Genomic DNA, 17,083 nt, shown 5'->3' with positions numbered 1-17,083 from the left:
ATCATGAAATTTAATTGTCATTTTCTAATCTTCGAGTAATCGCTTCAATTCATTTAGATTCTGAGCAATGAGGATAGAATGTTAAATTGCCTGTTGACGTGAATGAGAGAATCTATCTGCGATCGCTCTGTGTTGAACAAGAAGTTTAATTAATATCAGCGTGTGGCTAATGTAAAATCTGCGGTGAGTCGTTGTAAAATTTGCTTCAACACAATCGCTGTCCAATCAATATCGGCTTCTGTGGTATCTCGTCCTAATGTCATCCGAATACCTCCCAGGGCAGCTTTTTGGGAATAACCCATTGCTAAAAGTATTGGGCTGGGGCTGAGTTTACCGCTATGACAAGCAGCACCAGCACTAATACCAATACCCGCTAAGTTTAATTGTCGTACCAAGGTTTTACCGCTAAGTTTTTCACCGTCGGCGTATTCCAGACAGAAACTAACATGATGGGGTAAACGATGGATGCGATCGCCTGTGGGAATTAAACCGGGGACATCTGCTAATAACGCAAACAAGCGATCGCGCAAATTAATTAACCTTGGTGTTTCGGTTGCTAGTTCTTTGGCGGCTAATTCGGCGGCGACACCAAACCCAGCAATTATCGGTACAGCTTGCGTCCCAGAACGCATTCCCATTTCTTGCCCACCACCAGTTAACAGAGGCATAATTTTTACCCCAGGACGAATATACAATGCCCCGACACCTTGCGGCCCGTAGATTTTATGGCTGGAAATGCTAAGTAAATCAACTGGTATTGTCTGCACATCCAGGGGTAAACGTCCCGCAACTTGCACTGCATCTGTATGGAAAATTGCACCATGCGATCGCGCTATTTTACCCAACTCGCTAATTGGCTGAACTGTCCCGACTTCACTTTGTCCGTAAATTATTGACACCAAAACAGTGTTATGTCGCAATGCAGCTTGTAAATCTAAGGGATTAACTCTTCCTAGCTTATCCACGCTCAAGCGTGTAACTTCCCAACCCCACATTTCTAGCATTCGCACCGTTTCGGAAATGGCGGAATGTTCCACACTAGAAATAATGAGATGTTGCGGTACAGCATACAACCTCGCTACACCCAAAATTGCCAAATTATCAGCTTCTGTACCGCCAGCCGTAAAAATAATTGATTCTGAATCAATAGCGTTAATTAAATCTGCAACTTGAACTCTAGCTTGTTCCAGAACTATCGCCGCCCTTTGTCCCCACTCATGCAAGCTAGAAGGATTACCCCACTGTTGAGTGAGGATTGCTTGCATCGCTGCGATCGCTTCTGGGCGAGTAGGAGTAGTAGCACTGTAATCTAAGTATATTTGCATATCACAACATTTGAGCAGAAAGACAAGGGCAATGGGCTACTCACTATTTTCACCATACAAAGCTGTCTGGTTAAATCTTGAGAAAATGTGAATTAATGTGCATCAATAGGAAGATTTTTTAACTGCCGATCAAGCTATTTACCTCTTTAAATTGGCGTACTGCATTTTGGGAACAATAACTATGTTCACTACCAATTTACTTTTAGCAGATTACCGTGCCAATTTTTCGTAGATCAAGGTATTTTTGGCTATTTACCTTAATATTTCTTACCACAGCTTGTCAACAGGCTAAAACATCTCATCAGGGTTTATCACCTTTACCACAAGATCCATTGATTCAAGTTTATTTAAATCAGTCTGAATCTTCAGAATATCGTGAATCTTACCGTCAGCAAACACGACTAGGTGATGACTTAGAAAAAATCATTGTTGATACTATTTCTCAAGCGAAATCTACAGTAGATGTAGCAGTCCAAGAATTACGTTTACCCAAAGTTTCCCAAGCATTAGTAGACAGGCAAAAAGCCGGGGTGAAAGTGAGAGTAATTTTAGAAAATACTTATAGCCGCCCTTGGAGTAGCTTTACAGCAGCAGAAGTTAAAAAACTAACCACTAGAGAACGAGAAAGATATAACGAATTTCATAAATTTATTGATTTAAATCAAGATAACAAACTTAGCCCAGAAGAAATTAATCAAAGAGACGCTATAGTAATTTTACAAAATGCCAAAGCTCCTGTAATCGATGATCAAGCTGATGGTTCCGCAGGTAGTAATTTAATGCACCACAAATTTTTGATTGTGGATAATCGCATTGTAATTGTAACTTCGGCTAACCTCACTCTCAGTGACACTTCAGGCGATTTCAGCAATCCTAGCAGTTTAGGTAATGCTAATAATTTACTCAAAATTGATAGTCCAGAATTAGCAAATGTGTTTACCCAAGAGTTTAATATTATGTGGGGTGATGGCCCTGGAGGTAAAACAGACAGCAGATTTGGCATTAAAAAACCACTGCGTCCTCCCCAACAAATAACTGTGGGTGATAGTAAAATTACAGTCCAATTTTCTCCGGCTTCTCCTACTCAACCTTGGAGTCAAACTAGTAATGGGTTAATTGGGGAAAATTTGAATGCTGCTAGTAAATCAATATATTTGGCATTATTTGTCTTTTCTGAACAGCAACTTGCGAATGTTTTAGAACAACGTCATCAGCAAAATGTAGATGTTCGCGCTTTAATTGATGCTCAATTTGCTTTTCGTTATTACAGCGAAGCCTTAGATATGCTGGGAGTGGCTTTGAGTAATAAATGTAAGTATGAAACTGACAATAAACCTTGGTCAAAACCAATTAATAGTGTGGGTGTACCTGTATTAGCCAAAGGTGATTTACTTCATCATAAATTCTCAATTATTGATAATCAAATAGTCATCACAGGTTCGCATAATTGGTCAGACGCAGCTAACAATGGCAACGATGAAACATTGATAGTGATTGATAATCCTACAGTTGCGGCTCATTATGTGCGAGAATTTGCCCGTCTTTATGCCAAAGCGCAAATTAGTTTACCATCAGAAATTCAAGCAAAAATTCAAGCAGAAACAAAAAAAATGTCCGACAATATCTGTGCCAACTTCCAGTCAAAATTACATCACCCAAAAAATCAATCTCAACACAGCTAGTCTAGAAGAATTAACTACTCTTCCTGGTGTGGGTAAAAAGTTAGCCCAAAAGATAATCATTGCGCGTCAACAACAAAAATTTACATCACTCCAAGATTTAGAGCGTATTCCAGGTATAAGTGCCAAGATGCTAGATAAATGGCGCGATTATGTGAGCCTGTAATGTATATAAATCTGGTTTGATATGTGAATAAAAGAGACAAGGTAGACAAGGGATAAATATTTGTAATTCATTTAAAACTGCTATGGGAATCTACTTGTGTAGATAGGGGGTGGAGAGTAGGAAAGAAGCCTTTACAACACAAAAAAGTCATAGTGTAGCGATCGCTTGTTGATGCAAAATAAATATTTCTGTTGACCTATTTATATTTGTTATCTATTTCTACTGAAAGTCAGAGGAAGTTTCATAACTAAATTTTCTAGGATTGACCTAGGTTAAAGTTACTGGAGTTAGTGTATGCCTTACAACAAAATAGAAGAATTACCCCAAGATATTCAAGATAAACTTCCTCAACACGCTCAACAAATTTTCTTTGCTGCTTTCAACGCTTCCCAACGTGATGGATTAAGTGAAGAAGGTGCTACTAACGTTGCTTGGAATAGTGTACGAAACGAATACGAACAAAGTCAAAATGGCGAATGGCACAGAAAAGCTGAAGATACCGCCGTACACAATAAAGCAGTGACTTCTGGTGGTAATTAACTCAGAAGAATGGGTGTGAGGGTATGAGGGTATAGGGGTGTATGTATCTAAAACCCTGACAACCCCTACACCCTTTCATCCAATCTCCAGAGGAAATCTTTGTGAGTAAGTCCTAAAATCATTACACTGAGAGGTAGATGGACGACTGGGATTAACCATCCCATACAAATGATGACTCAACCAACTCAGAGAATTTTAATCCTTGGTGGAGGCTTTGGTGGTCTCTACACAGCGTTGCGCTTAAGCCAGTTACCTTGGGAATCGCAGCAAAAACCCGAAATTGTACTGGTAGATCAAAGCGATCGCTTTCTATTTTCCCCCTTACTCTACGAATTGCTTACAGGTGAATTGCAAACTTGGGAAATTGCGCCTCCCTTTGCCGAACTTCTCCAAGGTACAGGTGTACGTTTTTACCAAGCAGTAGTCTCAGGCATTGACACCGACCAGCAACGAGTACAATTACAAGACGGGCCAGAAATTGCGTATGATCGCTTAGTGCTGGCTTTAGGCGGAGAAACACCACTTGATATGGTTCCCGGTGCTACATCCTACGCCTTACCTTTCCGTACCATTAATGATGCTTACCGCCTAGAACAACGGCTACAAATTTTAGAAGAATCCGAGGCTGATAAAATCCGCATTGCCATTGTGGGTGCTGGTTATAGTGGTGTTGAATTAGCTTGTAAATTAGCCGACAGACTGGGTGAAAAAGCACGTTTACGGTTAATTGAAATCACTGACCAAATTTTACGCACCTCCCCAGAGTTTAACCGCGAAGCCGCCAAGAAAGCATTAGAAGCAAGGGGTGTATTTACTGATTTAGAAACCAAAGTCGAATCAATTGGTGCAGATACCATTTCACTGGAATATAAAAATCAGATTGATACCATTCCTGTAGATTTAGTGATTTGGACTGTAGGTACACAAGTCGCACCTGTGGTGAAAAACTTACCTTTTAAACAAAACCAACGTCATCAAATTACTACCACACCCACCCTACAAGTGCTTGACCACCCAGAAATTTTCGCCTTGGGAGATTTAGCCGACTGTCGAGATGCGGAAGAACAACAAATTCCCGCCACAGCCCAAGCAGCTTTTCAACAAGCTGATTATACTGCGTGGAATATTTGGGCTTCTTTGAGCGATCGCCCATTGTTACCCTTCCGTTATCAAAAACTCGGCGAAATGCTGGCACTTGGTACAGATAACGCCACTCTCACGGGTTTAGGCGTGAAACTCGACGGTTCTTTAGGCTATGTGGCGCGTCGTCTTGCTTATTTATATCGAATGCCGACTTTAGAACATCAACTCAAAGTTGGCTTTAACTGGCTAGTCCGTCCTATTATAGAGACACTTTCTCAGTCAATCTAAATTTCAACTTCTAAATACATAATCACAAACAATTTGATGGAAAGACCGAAAGTTATTTTTCTAGATGCTGTCGGCACAATATTTGGTGTCAAAGGCAGTGTAGGCGAAGTATATAGTCAGATAGCCAAAGAATTTGGTGTGGAAGTTTCTGCACCCAGATTAAATCAAGCATTTATCCAAAGTTTTAAAGCTGCACCACCACCGATATTTTTAGATGCAGAACCAGCCGACATACCCCAACGCGAGTTTGACTGGTGGCGAGTAATTGCCCTCAACACCTTTGAGACGGCTGGTGTTCTCCAGCAATTTTCTGACTTTTCGGCTTTTTTTAGCGAACTTTACATTCATTTCGGCACGGCTGAACCTTGGTTTATCTATGCTGATGTAGTGCCATCTTTAATGAATTGGCGACGTTTGGGAATTGAACTGGGGATTATTTCTAACTTTGATTCTCGAATTTATTCTGTGTTGCAAAGTCTGGGAATTAGTGACTACTTTACTTCGGTGACAATTTCCACTCAAGCATGTGCGGCTAAACCCGATCCCCAAATTTTTACCGTTGCTTTAGAAAAACATGATTGTTCGCCGTCAGCAGCATGGCACATTGGCGACAGCATTGTGGAAGATTATCAAGGGGCGAAGGCTGTTGGGATGCGGGGGATTTGGATAAATCGGGATAAAAAATAGAATGTCTGCTAGAGAGAGATGGATTTTTTCTGATTTAATCAGGAAGAACTTCAAGTTTTTCTCAATTAATTATTATGTTCTGGATTCAGACAACAATCCTGACATATCTAATACTCGCGCTGACCAAGTGTGAGATTGTTCGCCAATTTTTCTAAGTTCGCTATCATCCGACCAAATACAATCAAAAGCTAATTGCCATCGCGCTAGTTGCACTTGAATGTTAACTATTTCTTCCGCATATTCTGGTTCAATTTCTGCTGCTGTCCATTCAATAAACCACATAGTTTCATCAACTACACTTTCAACAGCTTCTCGATAAAAAGTGTGACAAAATGTTCCAATCCTAGCTAAATTTGCAGCTATGTGTCCCAAGCGAGTAGAGGTATTTTCACTTTGAAATCTGGCTTTCTTTTCATCTAAATTCTGGTTCATATCCCCCAATCAATTCCTGAATAATTGTTTGCACACGTTCTCGAATTACTGGGTCTTGAATTAACATTGAGCGATTATTTTGACTGGGGCGAATGTTGATAATTGACTCAAAAGCTATTGTTTGGTTAAAGGGAATCCAATCAGCACCCCAAATATCTCGCTGTCTGCTACCATCTTCCAGCAATGCTGCTTCACAGTAAGCGTGTTGTTCTTCTCCTCCTGCCAAAATCCCTTTTTCAATATCTACTGCAACTTTAATGTAAACTTGTAAAGTTTGCAGCATTTGTTCAACTTGCTCTCTTGTTGCTCTTTCCCGAATGATCAATACCAACTGTCTACTCTCACCCTTATAACTTATAGTAATGAATCTCAAAGCAAAAGCGATCGCTCTGAGTCTGGTAGAATCAGCGAGCGATCGCTTTTGATTATCCAACAACAACTACAAAAAAGGACGTGCTAAGAAAAAGCTGGCGATTGATTTTGCATCGACTGGTTCGCCTTGTAAAATTGCGGCTTCCAGTTCTTCTGGTGTCATCAGGACTGTTTCAATGTCTTCATCTTCGTCTTGGGTTGGCGGCTTTTCTAGCTTTTCTAAATCTTGGGCGAGAAAAGCATAAATAATTTCATCGGAATATCCAGGTGCAAGGAAAAATTCACCAAGTTTGCGCCATTTTTGGGCGCTATAGCCTGTTTCTTCTTCGATTTCCCGCCTGATTGTTGCTTGGGGATCTTCGTTGTATTCTAAAGTGCCTGCGGGAAATTCTAAGATTCTGCCTTGAATGGCAAAGCGATACTGACGCACAAGTACCAGTTTTCCTTCATTGGTGACAGGTACAGCCAACGCCCCGCCGGGATGACGAATGCACTCCCATTCCCCTTCTGATTTGTTGGGTAAACGCAAACGATTCACTTCAAAATCAAATTTGCGTCCTTTGTGAAATAGGCGTTGCTTTAATAATTGTGGTAATTCTCTACCTAATGGCATAGTGATGTTTTTATCTTTTCAAAATCAACGAACAAACAATGTTTGTCGTTTGTGGGATCAGGATTTTGCTTAATTTATGGGTAGTGACTTTAATTGCTCTTCAGTAAATGTACATCAGAACAGTCTACATCTTTTACCAACTGTTTGATCTTGTATCCGGAAACTGGCTCAATCCAATCTGGCGCAATTTCGGCTAAGGGAACTAAAACAAATGCTCGTTCTCGCATTCGCGGATGGGGGATTTGCAAATTTGGCGTGTCTAGAATTACTTGAGCGTACAACAATAAGTCTAAATCGAGCGATCGCGGCCCCCAACGTTCTTGCCTGACTCGCCCAAATTGCTGTTCTGTGGCTAACAAAGTTTCTAGTAATACCTGCGGTGTCATGCCTACTTGCATGATCATACAGCCATTAATGTAATCTGGCTGCGGCGGCCCTACTGCTTTAGTTCTATACCAACTGGATGTTGCTATTAATTGCATTTTTGGTACTGTACTTAACTGGGCGATCGCTGCTGCTAATATTTGCTGAGAATCACCTAGATTACTTCCTAGTGCTACCGCTATCCTTACACCTTGCTTACTACTAGGAAATTCTTGCCCATGATCATCAGGATGATTTGCTATCTTTTGCTCCCCGTTGAGACCGGATACTTTTAACAATTTTTCTTTTAAGAATTAAATAAAATTACAGATTGAATCTTGACAAAATTCGACTATTAAACACCAGAATAATATTTTATGTAGCAATGAATTCAGTTAATTATTTATAGGATAATATACTAACACGAACACAGTTAATTAAACCCTAAAATCTCTTTTAGGCGGTTAACCTGTGTTTACTTGGAACAAGGAACTAACGTGGGGAATCTCACCTCCTGGTTCAAGCAACAACCAACAAAGTTTGAGTGACTCTGACAAGGAGGAACCGCGATTGTCGCCTGGGAATCAATATAAAAATGAGGAATCCACCGACGAGAGCTTAAGCCCAACCAAGGTGGGAAAAGCCAGCCAACTATTTGGCCGGGTGGCTCATATTTCCTCTGGGATAGTAACCATATTTACCAGTAAGGAAAAGCCATTTTATCGTCGTTTATGGTTTTGGGCAGTACTCACTGTCGGTAGTGGTGTGGTGGGTGCGAAATATATCGTTACCTCCATAGATAAAACTCTGCCAGATAAAGCCGAATTGCAAGCTGTGGTTCGGGAGCAAACCTTAACCATCAAAGCTGCTGATGGAGCTATTCTCCAACAACAAGGAGAAGCTACCAGAGAACAACTTAAAATCGAACAAATTCCCGATATTTTAAAAAAAGCTTTTATTGCCTCAGAAGATCGCAGATTTACAGAACACAATGGTGTTGATCCCCAAGGTATCGCCAGAGCAGGTTTAAATAACTTGCGATCGCAAAATGTGGTAGAAGGTGGTAGTACCATCACCCAACAATTAGCCCGGATTTTATTCTTAAAACAAGAAAAAACCATCTGGCGGAAACTCAAAGAAGTTCGCCTCGCCCAGAAAATTGAGGAAGAATTGACGAAAGACCAAATTTTAGAGCGTTACTTGAATTTGGTTTACTTAGGTTCCGGGGCTTATGGTGTAGCTGATGCTGCTTGGGTATACTTCAGCAAACCAGTAGACCAACTAACTTTAGCCGAAGCAGCCACCATTGCTGGTTTAGCCCCCGCACCGAGTTTATATTCTCCAGCCCAAAATCCAGAAGCAGCTAAACAAAGACGCAATCTGGTATTACAACGGATGCGGGAAGATGGCGTTATTACCACCGCCGAAAGTCAAGCAGCTACTCAAGAACCGTTAGTGGTCAAAACTAGCTTGCCCAAACGGCTAGAAGTAGAGTCACCATATTTTACCAGTTACGTCCAGCAAGAATTACCCAAATATGTTTCAGCAGATGTGCTGGCGGCTGGAGGTTTAACCGTAGAAACCAGCTTAGAACCAAAATGGCAACAAGCTGCTGAAGCCGCAGTTACAAAAGTATTAAAAAATCAAGGGCGCTGGGAAAACTTCAAGCAAGCCGCTTTAGTGGCCGTTGACCCCCGCAGTGGCGAAATTAAAGCAATGGTAGGCGGTAAAGACTTTGGTACAAACCAATTTAATCGCGTTACCCAAGCCAAACGTCAACCAGGCTCAACATTTAAGGGATTTGTCTACGCTGCGGCGATCGCTACCGGCAAAAGCCCTTACGATACTTATTTAGATGCGCCCTTTGTCGTCGATGGCTACGAACCCAAAAACTATAGCGAAAAATTCCGGGGCATGATGAACATGAGAGATGCTCTCACGCGCTCCGTGAATATAGTTGCATTGAAAGTGTTACTAGATGTGGGATTTGAGCCAACCATTAAATTAGCCCACAATATGGGCATCAAATCAAAACTGAATCCCCATTATTCTTTAGCCCTTGGTTCTAATGAAGTCAACCTTCTAGAATTGACCAGTGCCTACGGTAGCTTTGCCACCCAGGGCTTACACGTAGAACCCCACGGTATTCGGCGCATTCTGAACCGCCAAGGCCAAGTTATCTGGTCAGCCGACTTTAAATCACAGCGGGCTTTGGATGCTGACAGTGCTGCCATCATGACTTGGATGCTGCGTAACGTGGTTGTTGAAGGTACAGGTGCAGCAGCCCAACTCGATAATCGACCTGTCGCTGGCAAAACTGGTACTTCTGACGAAGCAAGAGATTTGTGGTTTATTGGCTACATTCCGCAAATTGTGACAGGAGTTTGGCTAGGTAACGATAATAACCGTCCTACCTATGGCGCAAGTAGTAGTGCTGCCTACACTTGGCATGAATTTATGGAAAAAGTGACAGAGGGAATGCCAGTCGAAAAATTCCCCGAAAGACCAAAATTAGAAGGTCGCAAAGGCACAATTAAAGCCGAACCAATTAAACCAAAGAAAGTCCGCAACAGTTCCAGTAAAAATAATGAAGAGGTAAATTCCAGCGACTCTGATGATAGCAGTTCATCTCGCAGAAGACGCAGACGTAGTTACCAGCAGCAAGAAGATAATACAGAAACACCCAGAAGACGGCGGCGATATCAAGCCCAAGAAGACAGCAGTGATACACCCAGAAGACGGCGACGCTCTGGTAGTGTCGAAAATGAGTCTAGGGCCACAGCCACAGAACCATCTGGTTCTGGCAGAAGATCCAGGCAAACAGAATCAGGTTCTGCTGCACCGCGTAGGTCTCAACCTGCTTCAACTAGTAATAGTTCTGGTTCTGGTGGAACATCAACACCAAATTGGCGCGATAGACTAAGACCAAAGTCTTCTTCACAATAGTTAACTGTTCATGACTGCTGAGTTACCATCAATTGCGGCATCAGAGTTTGTCGCCACGTTAGCACAAGCTGGTCAAAATAGCGATCGCCCATCAGCTAAAGTAGTAGTTGATGCTTTATTGCAAGCTGAAAAAACCGCTAAACAGCAACGCATTAGCTATAATTTTGATTCTCTTGTCGGCACATGGCGACTTTGTTTTGCCACTGGAACACGCAAAGTTAGACAGCGTGGCGGCATTATTTTAGGCAGAGGTTTTTATTGGCCTAAATTTACGCCAACTGATATTTCTTTTAGTAAAACAACACCAATCACAGGAGAAATTAGCAATCAGGTAAAACTAGGGTCTGCGTTGTTAAAGCTCACAGGCCCAGTTAAATATTTAGGCAAAAAAAACCTTTTGGCATTTGATTTTACTCATATCCAAATTAGTTTATTTGGTCGTATTGTCTATAACAAACCTCTAGGCAAAAACAAATCACAAAAAACAGATTTTGACAATCAACCCATAGCTAAATTGCCATTTTTTGCCTTTTTTTTAGTCACAGATAATTTTATCGCTGCCCGTGGTCGCGGAGGTGGATTAGCATTGTGGGTCAAAGAAAAATAAGTTTATAATTTTCAATTTCCCTCGTCTCCCTTGTCCCCCTATCAATAACAGCTACCTATTCCAGCGATTGTCATAGCGATATTTTTGTCATGTCCGTAATGATTACCACGGTCATGACGATCATTGTCGCGCCTGCGATAATTATCATTGTTGCGTCTGCGATAATTGTCATTGTCGCGTCTGCCATACTCTTGATTTCTGTTAAAATCACGTCGCTGATTAGGTAATTGACGACGATTTAATACTCGTCCTCGATTATTTTGTTGACGACTAGTTTGATTGATAATTTGAATAATTGTATTGTTATTTCCATTAATAGCAGCAGTTTGGCTGGCTCCTTGATCACTGTTAACCTCTGCTAGTGTAGGTGAGGAAACCAGCCCAAAAGTTGCTACTGCTGTTAAAAAACCAAAAACAAATTTTTGCTTCCTCATCGTTGCCACACCTTAAATACAATAATTAAAATCAAAACTTATATAAATTTCTCTCAAACCCCTTCTCCATAGGAGAAGGGGAGAATTAAAGATTTCAACGACGGTAATTGCGATTTCTCAGGAAAGATGGATCATAAGCTGGGTTGTAAACATCCACCTGTACACCAACGGGAACCTTAATAGTCGGCCCATTTATCCCAGTACCGTTACCTCTACCGCCATTGATGCGTTGTCTGCTAGTACGTTGTTGGTTTGCGCGTCCACTCCCGGTGTAGACTTGAGTACCAACTTGTGTAATTGCATTTCCTGAACATCGACCTTGATTTTGCAAATCAACATTATTACTTTGTCGGGAAGGCTGTCGAGAACCACGAACAGCAACTTGAACAGAAACATCTGTCATGACACATTGAGCAGCCGCAGGATGAGTCATAGCAGGTAATATCGGTAGTAAAGCACTGCTCGATAACCATCCAAGTAATACAAGTTTGGATTTCATAGTCAACATTTGGTAATTACTATCGACATACAGTTGTAGAAGTAGTGGTTTGAGAAACGCTTCTACCTGAGTAACTTGTTTGGCGCTTGGTATAGCTAGAAGTGTAGCGACGACAGGGTGCTTGGCGATAATACCGACGTAGACGACGACGAGCAGAAGACTCTGATTGAGTATAGTAACTATCTGTAATTTGATCCCTGTCTTCGTCAGAAGTGATTTTGACCCCTTCATCAGAATCAACGATTGTTGTACCGTCATCAGTACGAATCTCAATTCTGGATGCGCTGGCTGCACCTGGTAAAACGATTAGTGCTAAAAAAACCGCTAAGGGTAAAGATTGTTTGGCTATCATCATGAAATTTCTCCATAAATGATGGAGTCAAAAGCTTTTTGACATTGAGAATTGATTCAAAAAGCTAATATATTGCTGATTGCTAATTGCTTGCGATCGCAGATGCAAAAAAAATTGAATAATTAGTCTATAACTCCCAAGTCTATTTAGGAATTGGGAGTTTCAGAGATCATTGATAAAGTAAATATTGTGTATTAGCGTGTCAAGACTCATAGTTTTACATTATGAACTACTAGTAGTTCGCCACATCAACTTGACACACCCCACAAAGATTTGATTTTTACTTTATAAATAACCGCTTAGTAATCAGAATATCTCCGGTTGCGGTCACGACGAATGGAGTTTCTTTGTGTGTTAATTATTCTAGAGCGTTGCTCTATGCTGTTGCGGTAATTCACAGCGCCCGCAGATTGACCAGTAAATTGGGCATTGTCTTGATTTACACGTCCACCAGAACGTCTTCCTCTAATACGTTGACGGCTGTTTTGGATGTTTATTTGATCAGCTCTTTGATAAATATAGTTTTCATCACCTACAGCCGCGGCATTTTGATTAATTACCTGAGTGCTGGTTTGATTAGTATCAGCATAAGCTGGTAAAGAAGCTAATCCTAAAGCTGCAATCGAGAAGATGCTGACCAGATAACGTTTTTGTAACATCACGCTTACCTCAATTTGTTAATTTTGAGTGCTTTGCTAGAAACAATTCCTGCACAAAAACTGTGCAGAACTGCGCTTAAGTTTCTTAGCTTATGATTTTATATCTTACATGAAGAGTTCCTTGCAAATTTAGAATAATTTCGCTTTTTTTTATTCCTATATACTTATATAAGTCATGAAGAATTATCGGGGGAATCAATCTAGCAGTGTATAAAAATCTCTGTTACCCAGTCTTACACTTAAAAGCTTAAGTATATCAAAAGACTAAAAACTAAAGTAATTACAGATGCTATACACAAGGCTCTAGGTTTCTTTATCCCCCAAAATTATCAGCTAATAAATAAATATTTTTGCGTGTTACTACCATTAAATTTCATAGTACCAAATGTCTTCTTCTTTTATGACAATGCGATGGAGAGAGAGACGATCAATCAAACCTTCATCCTCAAATTGTCCTAAAATTCGAGTGATAGTTACACGGGTAGAACCAAGCATTTCTGCTAGGTCTTCGTGAGTTAAGCGCATATCTATTAAACGCCCTTGTTCAACCTGTGAACCAAATTTTTTAGATAACCATGCTAATAATTTAATCAGCATAGTATCAACTTTTTTTATAGCTACGAATGACCATCAATTCTTCAGCTTGCTGGATATGTGCTAATAGTGTTTCTTGGGCTTGATACCAATCTTCTATAGGCAAGATTTTAACTTCTACCTTGGTTAAGCACTCCATCTGATAAGGTTCCATTTTTGACAAGGCTCTCCCAACGGTATCTCCAGGCCCCCATAACCCTAAAGCAACTGTTGTACCATCTTCTAAATAAGTATGAGTACGTACAAAACCTTTTTCAATTTGCCAAACTACATTTTGATGATCTGGCAAAAATGAGCGCCTAGTAAAATGCTGCTTGGCGTTTTTAGCAGGTGTGGTAGATAAGCTTGAGTGTAAAGACACCATGACCTATAGTACTAATATTCGATATATTAACCGTAGTATACATAATAGATCAAGCTAAATGAATACAAAAATTTTCTTTCAAGATTGGGTGTGGGGGTGAAAAAGTATAGGGCTTTAAGGCAGGGAGCAGGAGCGGAGGGGAAAGATTCTTGCCCTTGCTCCCTGCCCCCTGCTCCCCTGCTAGTTCTACACGGCAATTTTGTACTATATAGACATTGCTACTCGCTTACCTGAGCGGGAATTTTTTGAGTTTGCAAATAACGATAAAGGCGGTTTAAAGCATTTAGATGGGCATAAGCTGCGGCTACGACAATATCTGTGTCGGATGCTTGTCCGGAAAAGATTCTATCTTGATATGCCAAGCGGATTGTGACTGTTCCCAAGGCATCAATTCCGCCAGTGACTGACTGTACAGAAAACTCAATTAATTGATTGGGAATTTGGACTAAGTGGTTTATTGCTTGGTAAACTGCATCTACTGGCCCTGTGCCGACACTAGCATCTGTAAGGATTTTGCCATCGGGGGTGACAACTGTAATGGTTGCGGTTGGACAAGTACAGTCACCGCAAATTACTTGGACGTGTTCGAGTTGAAAACCGCTTTCTACTTGATTTTGGGTTTCATCCCGCACAAGTGCTTCTATATCCCAATCAGAGATTTCTTTTTTCTTGTCTGCAACTTCTTTAAAACGGTTAAAGGCTTTGTTTAAGTCGGCTTCACTCAGTTCAAATCCCAATTCTTTCAGCCTTGTACGGAAAGCATTTCGTCCTGAGTGTTTGCCTAAAACTATGCGATTTTCTGGTAAGCCAATGGATGCTGCTTCCATAATTTCGTAGGTTTGGCGATGCTTGATAATGCCATCTTGATGAATGCCTGATTCATGGGCGAAAGCATTTGCACCCACGATCGCCTTATTCGGCTGAATCAGCATTCCAGTTAATTGGGAAACTAAGGTAGAAGTTTTGTAAATCTTCTGGGTTTTGATGTTGGTAAGGGGTGCATCAGAATTCACAGAACGGCCAAAGTAAGGATTGAAGTAGTGTTTCCGCACTTGCAAGGCCATGACAATTTCTTCTAATGCAGCATTTCCAGCACGTTCACCAATACCGTTAATTGTGCATTCTACTTGACGTACGCCATGTTCTATAGCCGCTAAGGCATTGGCAGTTGCCAAACCCAAATCATTTTGAGTGTGGATAGAGAGAATTACTCTGTCAATATGCGGCACATTTTCCCGAATTCCCTGAATCAAAATTCCGATTTCTTTGGGTGTGCAGTAACCAACGGTATCAGGAATATTGATTGTGGTTGCACCTGCGGCGATCGCAGTTTCTAAGACCTGATACAAAAATTCTGGATCTGTGCGACTAGCATCCATTGGCGAAAATTCAACATCATCAACAAAGGATTTGGCATAAGCCACCATTTCTTGAGCGATCGCCAACACTTCATTACGGGACTTTTTCAACTGATATTGCAGATGAATATCCGATGTTGAAATCATAGTGTGAATGCGTGGATGGGCGGCAGGTTTTAAAGCTTCGGCGGCGGCTTGAATATCTTTGCGGGTGGCTCTGGCTAAACTGCAAATGATTGGCCCTTCTGCTTTTCCGACTTGTTCAGCAATGGTTTTGACGGCTTGAAAATCTCCCGGACTAGAGACAGCAAAACCAGCTTCTATGACATCTACTCCCAGGAGAGCTAGTTGATGAGCGATCGCTAATTTCTCTTCTGCATTGAGGGTTGCACCAGGGGATTGTTCGCCATCCCGCAAGGTGGTGTCGAAGATAATAACTCGGTCTGTTGCTTGAGATGCAATGCTCATAACTAGTCTCCCGTTTGGTTAAGGGAATTATTTGTAACTTTGGATATTGTATACAATCTTTCTAAAATTGTATACAATATAAAATATGAATTTAAATGATTTAGCTGCCAATGTGCTGCAACAACAACGCAGCACCCCCGATTTAATTGCCGATGCTTTGCGGGAAGCAATTTTACGCGGCATTTTTCAAGAAGGACAATCTCTCCGACAAGATGAAATCGCCACACAATTTGGCGTGAGTCGCATTCCTGTGCGGGAAGCCTTGCGTCAATTAGAAGCAGAAGGTTTGGTAACACTGCATCTTAATCGTGGTGCGATGGTATCGGTACTCACAGCCAATGAAGCGCAAGAAATTTGTGAGATTCGCAGTGCGTTGGAAGTCCAAGCCATACAGTTAGCGATACCAAAATTCAGCACAGCAGATTTAGAAAAAGCAGCGTTAATTCTCGAAACCACTAATCAAACTACCGATGCAGGTTTGTTGGCGCAACTTAACTGGGAATTCCACGCCGCACTTTACACCAGCGCAGAACGTCCGCGACTATTAGCAATGATCAAAAATCTGCATATAAATTGCGATCGCTATGTGCGTATGCAAATGGCACAAATGGACTACCAAGAACGTTCTCAAAAAGAACACTATCAACTTTTAGATGCTTGCAAACAACGAGATACAAAAACTGCCGTGCGGCTACTAAAACGCCATATCGATACCGCTGGTGAACAGTTAGTTATGTATTTGTTGCAAAAATCGTGAAAGTGATAGTGTCTCTTAATAAAGTTATGCAATATTCCAGTAATAATGCAGATATTAATTTGTTGTAACTTTCTTCATAGCAACAAGTATCTGCACGAAGTATAGATTTTTTTAGGAAAACTGCACAACTAATGATTGTTTATTATTACTAGCAAACGAGAACAATTAATAAATTTATTGTGGAATCCAGACTGTTATTTATTTCAAGAGTCTGGTTACTCTAACATCATATTCAGTACCTTTTGGATGTTCAGTTCTGGCCTGAACTCTTGCCATACCATCCGCTTTTTCTATTGACTCAGCACTAATCTCGTATCTTGACGTTCCGCATTGATAGGCACTGTTGGCTTGATCGGCATATTCCTTAATATCAACCAACACCTCAAAAGTATGAACCATTGGAACCCCCTAGTGCAAATCGCACAGTGTGGAAATTAATATCCAGTATAGGAATATCAATAAGTATATGCTTGTTCAACAATACAATTCTTTATCAA

The 17,083-nt window shown here is 41.0% G+C and carries 17 protein-coding genes and 2 pseudogenes; 7 read left to right on the top strand and 12 right to left on the bottom strand.

The window, feature by feature from the left end; genetic code table 11:
- Window positions 1-155: 155 nt before the first annotated feature.
- On the bottom strand, window positions 156-1,325 hold the full coding sequence (locus ACX27_RS21665) for a cysteine desulfurase family protein (RefSeq protein ID WP_062295431.1): 1,170 nt from the start codon (window positions 1,323-1,325) through the stop codon (window positions 156-158).
- Between the two features lie 215 nt (window positions 1,326-1,540).
- Between ACX27_RS21665 and ACX27_RS21660 the strand changes: the two are divergent.
- The 4 genes and pseudogenes from ACX27_RS21660 to ACX27_RS21645 all read left to right on the top strand — a co-directional run bounded on the left by ACX27_RS21660 (window position 1,541) and on the right by ACX27_RS21645 (window position 5,768).
- Window positions 1,541-3,170: pseudogene (locus ACX27_RS21660) on the top strand (DUF655 domain-containing protein).
- 294 nt (window positions 3,171-3,464) lie between these two features.
- Entirely contained in the window at window positions 3,465-3,710 is a 246-nt protein-coding gene (locus ACX27_RS21655) for a ChaB family protein (RefSeq protein ID WP_062295430.1), read from the top strand.
- A 171-nt stretch (window positions 3,711-3,881) separates the two neighbouring features.
- Window positions 3,882-5,081, top strand: a complete 1,200-nt coding sequence (locus ACX27_RS21650) for an NAD(P)/FAD-dependent oxidoreductase (RefSeq protein WP_062295428.1) — start codon at window positions 3,882-3,884, stop codon at window positions 5,079-5,081.
- A gap of 36 nt (window positions 5,082-5,117) precedes the next feature.
- The gene (locus ACX27_RS21645; RefSeq protein WP_062295426.1) at window positions 5,118-5,768 is read left to right on the top strand and encodes an HAD-IA family hydrolase; all 651 of its coding nucleotides are present in this window, start codon (window positions 5,118-5,120) and stop codon (window positions 5,766-5,768) included.
- 72 nt (window positions 5,769-5,840) lie between these two features.
- Here ACX27_RS21645 and ACX27_RS21640 read toward each other — a convergent pair whose 3' ends face one another.
- The 4 genes from ACX27_RS21640 to folK form a co-directional block, all read right to left on the bottom strand.
- Window positions 5,841-6,200: a hypothetical protein gene (locus ACX27_RS21640; RefSeq protein ID WP_062295424.1), complete on the bottom strand. Its 360-nt coding sequence runs from the start codon at window positions 6,198-6,200 to the stop codon at window positions 5,841-5,843.
- The gene (locus tag ACX27_RS21635; protein WP_418006363.1) at window positions 6,181-6,633 is read right to left on the bottom strand and encodes a DUF5674 family protein; all 453 of its coding nucleotides are present in this window, start codon (window positions 6,631-6,633) and stop codon (window positions 6,181-6,183) included. Before ACX27_RS21635 ends, ACX27_RS21640 begins: the two co-directional genes overlap by 20 nt.
- Window positions 6,634-6,639: 6 nt before the next feature.
- On the bottom strand, window positions 6,640-7,185 hold the full coding sequence (locus ACX27_RS21630; protein WP_062295422.1) for an NUDIX hydrolase: 546 nt from the start codon (window positions 7,183-7,185) through the stop codon (window positions 6,640-6,642).
- Between the two features lie 89 nt (window positions 7,186-7,274).
- A complete protein-coding gene (gene folK, locus ACX27_RS21625; protein ID WP_062298487.1) occupies window positions 7,275-7,751 on the bottom strand; it encodes a 2-amino-4-hydroxy-6-hydroxymethyldihydropteridine diphosphokinase in 477 nt (158 codons plus the stop codon).
- 367 nt (window positions 7,752-8,118) lie between these two features.
- Here folK and ACX27_RS21620 point away from each other — a divergent pair, with 367 nt between their 5' ends.
- Both ACX27_RS21620 and ACX27_RS21615 read left to right on the top strand, forming a co-directional pair.
- On the top strand, window positions 8,119-10,494 hold the full coding sequence (locus ACX27_RS21620) for a transglycosylase domain-containing protein (RefSeq protein WP_062295420.1): 2,376 nt from the start codon (window positions 8,119-8,121) through the stop codon (window positions 10,492-10,494).
- 10 nt (window positions 10,495-10,504) lie between these two features.
- A complete protein-coding gene (locus ACX27_RS21615; protein ID WP_062295417.1) occupies window positions 10,505-11,101 on the top strand; it encodes a hypothetical protein in 597 nt (198 codons plus the stop codon).
- A 41-nt stretch (window positions 11,102-11,142) separates the two neighbouring features.
- Here the strand turns inward: ACX27_RS21615 and ACX27_RS21610 are convergent, their stop codons facing one another.
- From ACX27_RS21610 to ACX27_RS21585, 6 genes and pseudogenes are all read right to left on the bottom strand, one after another.
- On the bottom strand, window positions 11,143-11,535 hold the full coding sequence (locus ACX27_RS21610; RefSeq protein WP_062295416.1) for a hypothetical protein: 393 nt from the start codon (window positions 11,533-11,535) through the stop codon (window positions 11,143-11,145).
- A 94-nt stretch (window positions 11,536-11,629) separates the two neighbouring features.
- On the bottom strand, window positions 11,630-12,034 hold the full coding sequence (locus ACX27_RS21605; protein WP_062295414.1) for a hypothetical protein: 405 nt from the start codon (window positions 12,032-12,034) through the stop codon (window positions 11,630-11,632).
- Window positions 12,035-12,053: 19 nt separating this feature from the next.
- On the bottom strand, window positions 12,054-12,389 hold the full coding sequence (locus tag ACX27_RS21600) for a hypothetical protein (protein ID WP_144427503.1): 336 nt from the start codon (window positions 12,387-12,389) through the stop codon (window positions 12,054-12,056).
- Window positions 12,390-12,685: 296 nt separating this feature from the next.
- Window positions 12,686-13,045 (bottom strand): hypothetical protein, encoded by a 360-nt coding sequence (locus tag ACX27_RS21595; RefSeq protein WP_062295410.1) that lies wholly within the window; start codon window positions 13,043-13,045, stop codon window positions 12,686-12,688.
- A gap of 366 nt (window positions 13,046-13,411) precedes the next feature.
- A pseudogene (locus ACX27_RS21590) lies at window positions 13,412-14,003 on the bottom strand (Crp/Fnr family transcriptional regulator).
- Between the two features lie 218 nt (window positions 14,004-14,221).
- Complete coding sequence (locus tag ACX27_RS21585) at window positions 14,222-15,829, bottom strand: 2-isopropylmalate synthase (protein ID WP_062295407.1); 1,608 nt, start codon at window positions 15,827-15,829, stop codon at window positions 14,222-14,224.
- 85 nt (window positions 15,830-15,914) lie between these two features.
- On the opposite strand from ACX27_RS21585, the gene ACX27_RS21580 reads away from it, so the two are divergent.
- Window positions 15,915-16,586 carry a GntR family transcriptional regulator gene (locus ACX27_RS21580; RefSeq protein ID WP_062295405.1) on the top strand — a complete coding sequence of 224 codons (672 nt, stop codon included), beginning with the start codon at window positions 15,915-15,917 and terminating at the stop codon, window positions 16,584-16,586.
- A gap of 198 nt (window positions 16,587-16,784) precedes the next feature.
- On the opposite strand, the gene ACX27_RS21575 is transcribed toward ACX27_RS21580, so the two are convergent.
- A complete protein-coding gene (locus tag ACX27_RS21575; protein ID WP_062295403.1) occupies window positions 16,785-16,985 on the bottom strand; it encodes a hypothetical protein in 201 nt (66 codons plus the stop codon).
- Window positions 16,986-17,083 lie beyond the last annotated feature (98 nt).

It is taken from the genome of Nostoc piscinale CENA21 (genome assembly GCF_001298445.1).
Lineage (GTDB): Bacteria > Cyanobacteriota > Cyanobacteriia > Cyanobacteriales > Nostocaceae > Nostoc_B > Nostoc_B piscinale_A.
Note: the sequence above shows the minus strand (reverse complement) of the source record. Positions and strands in the feature narration are given on the sequence as shown.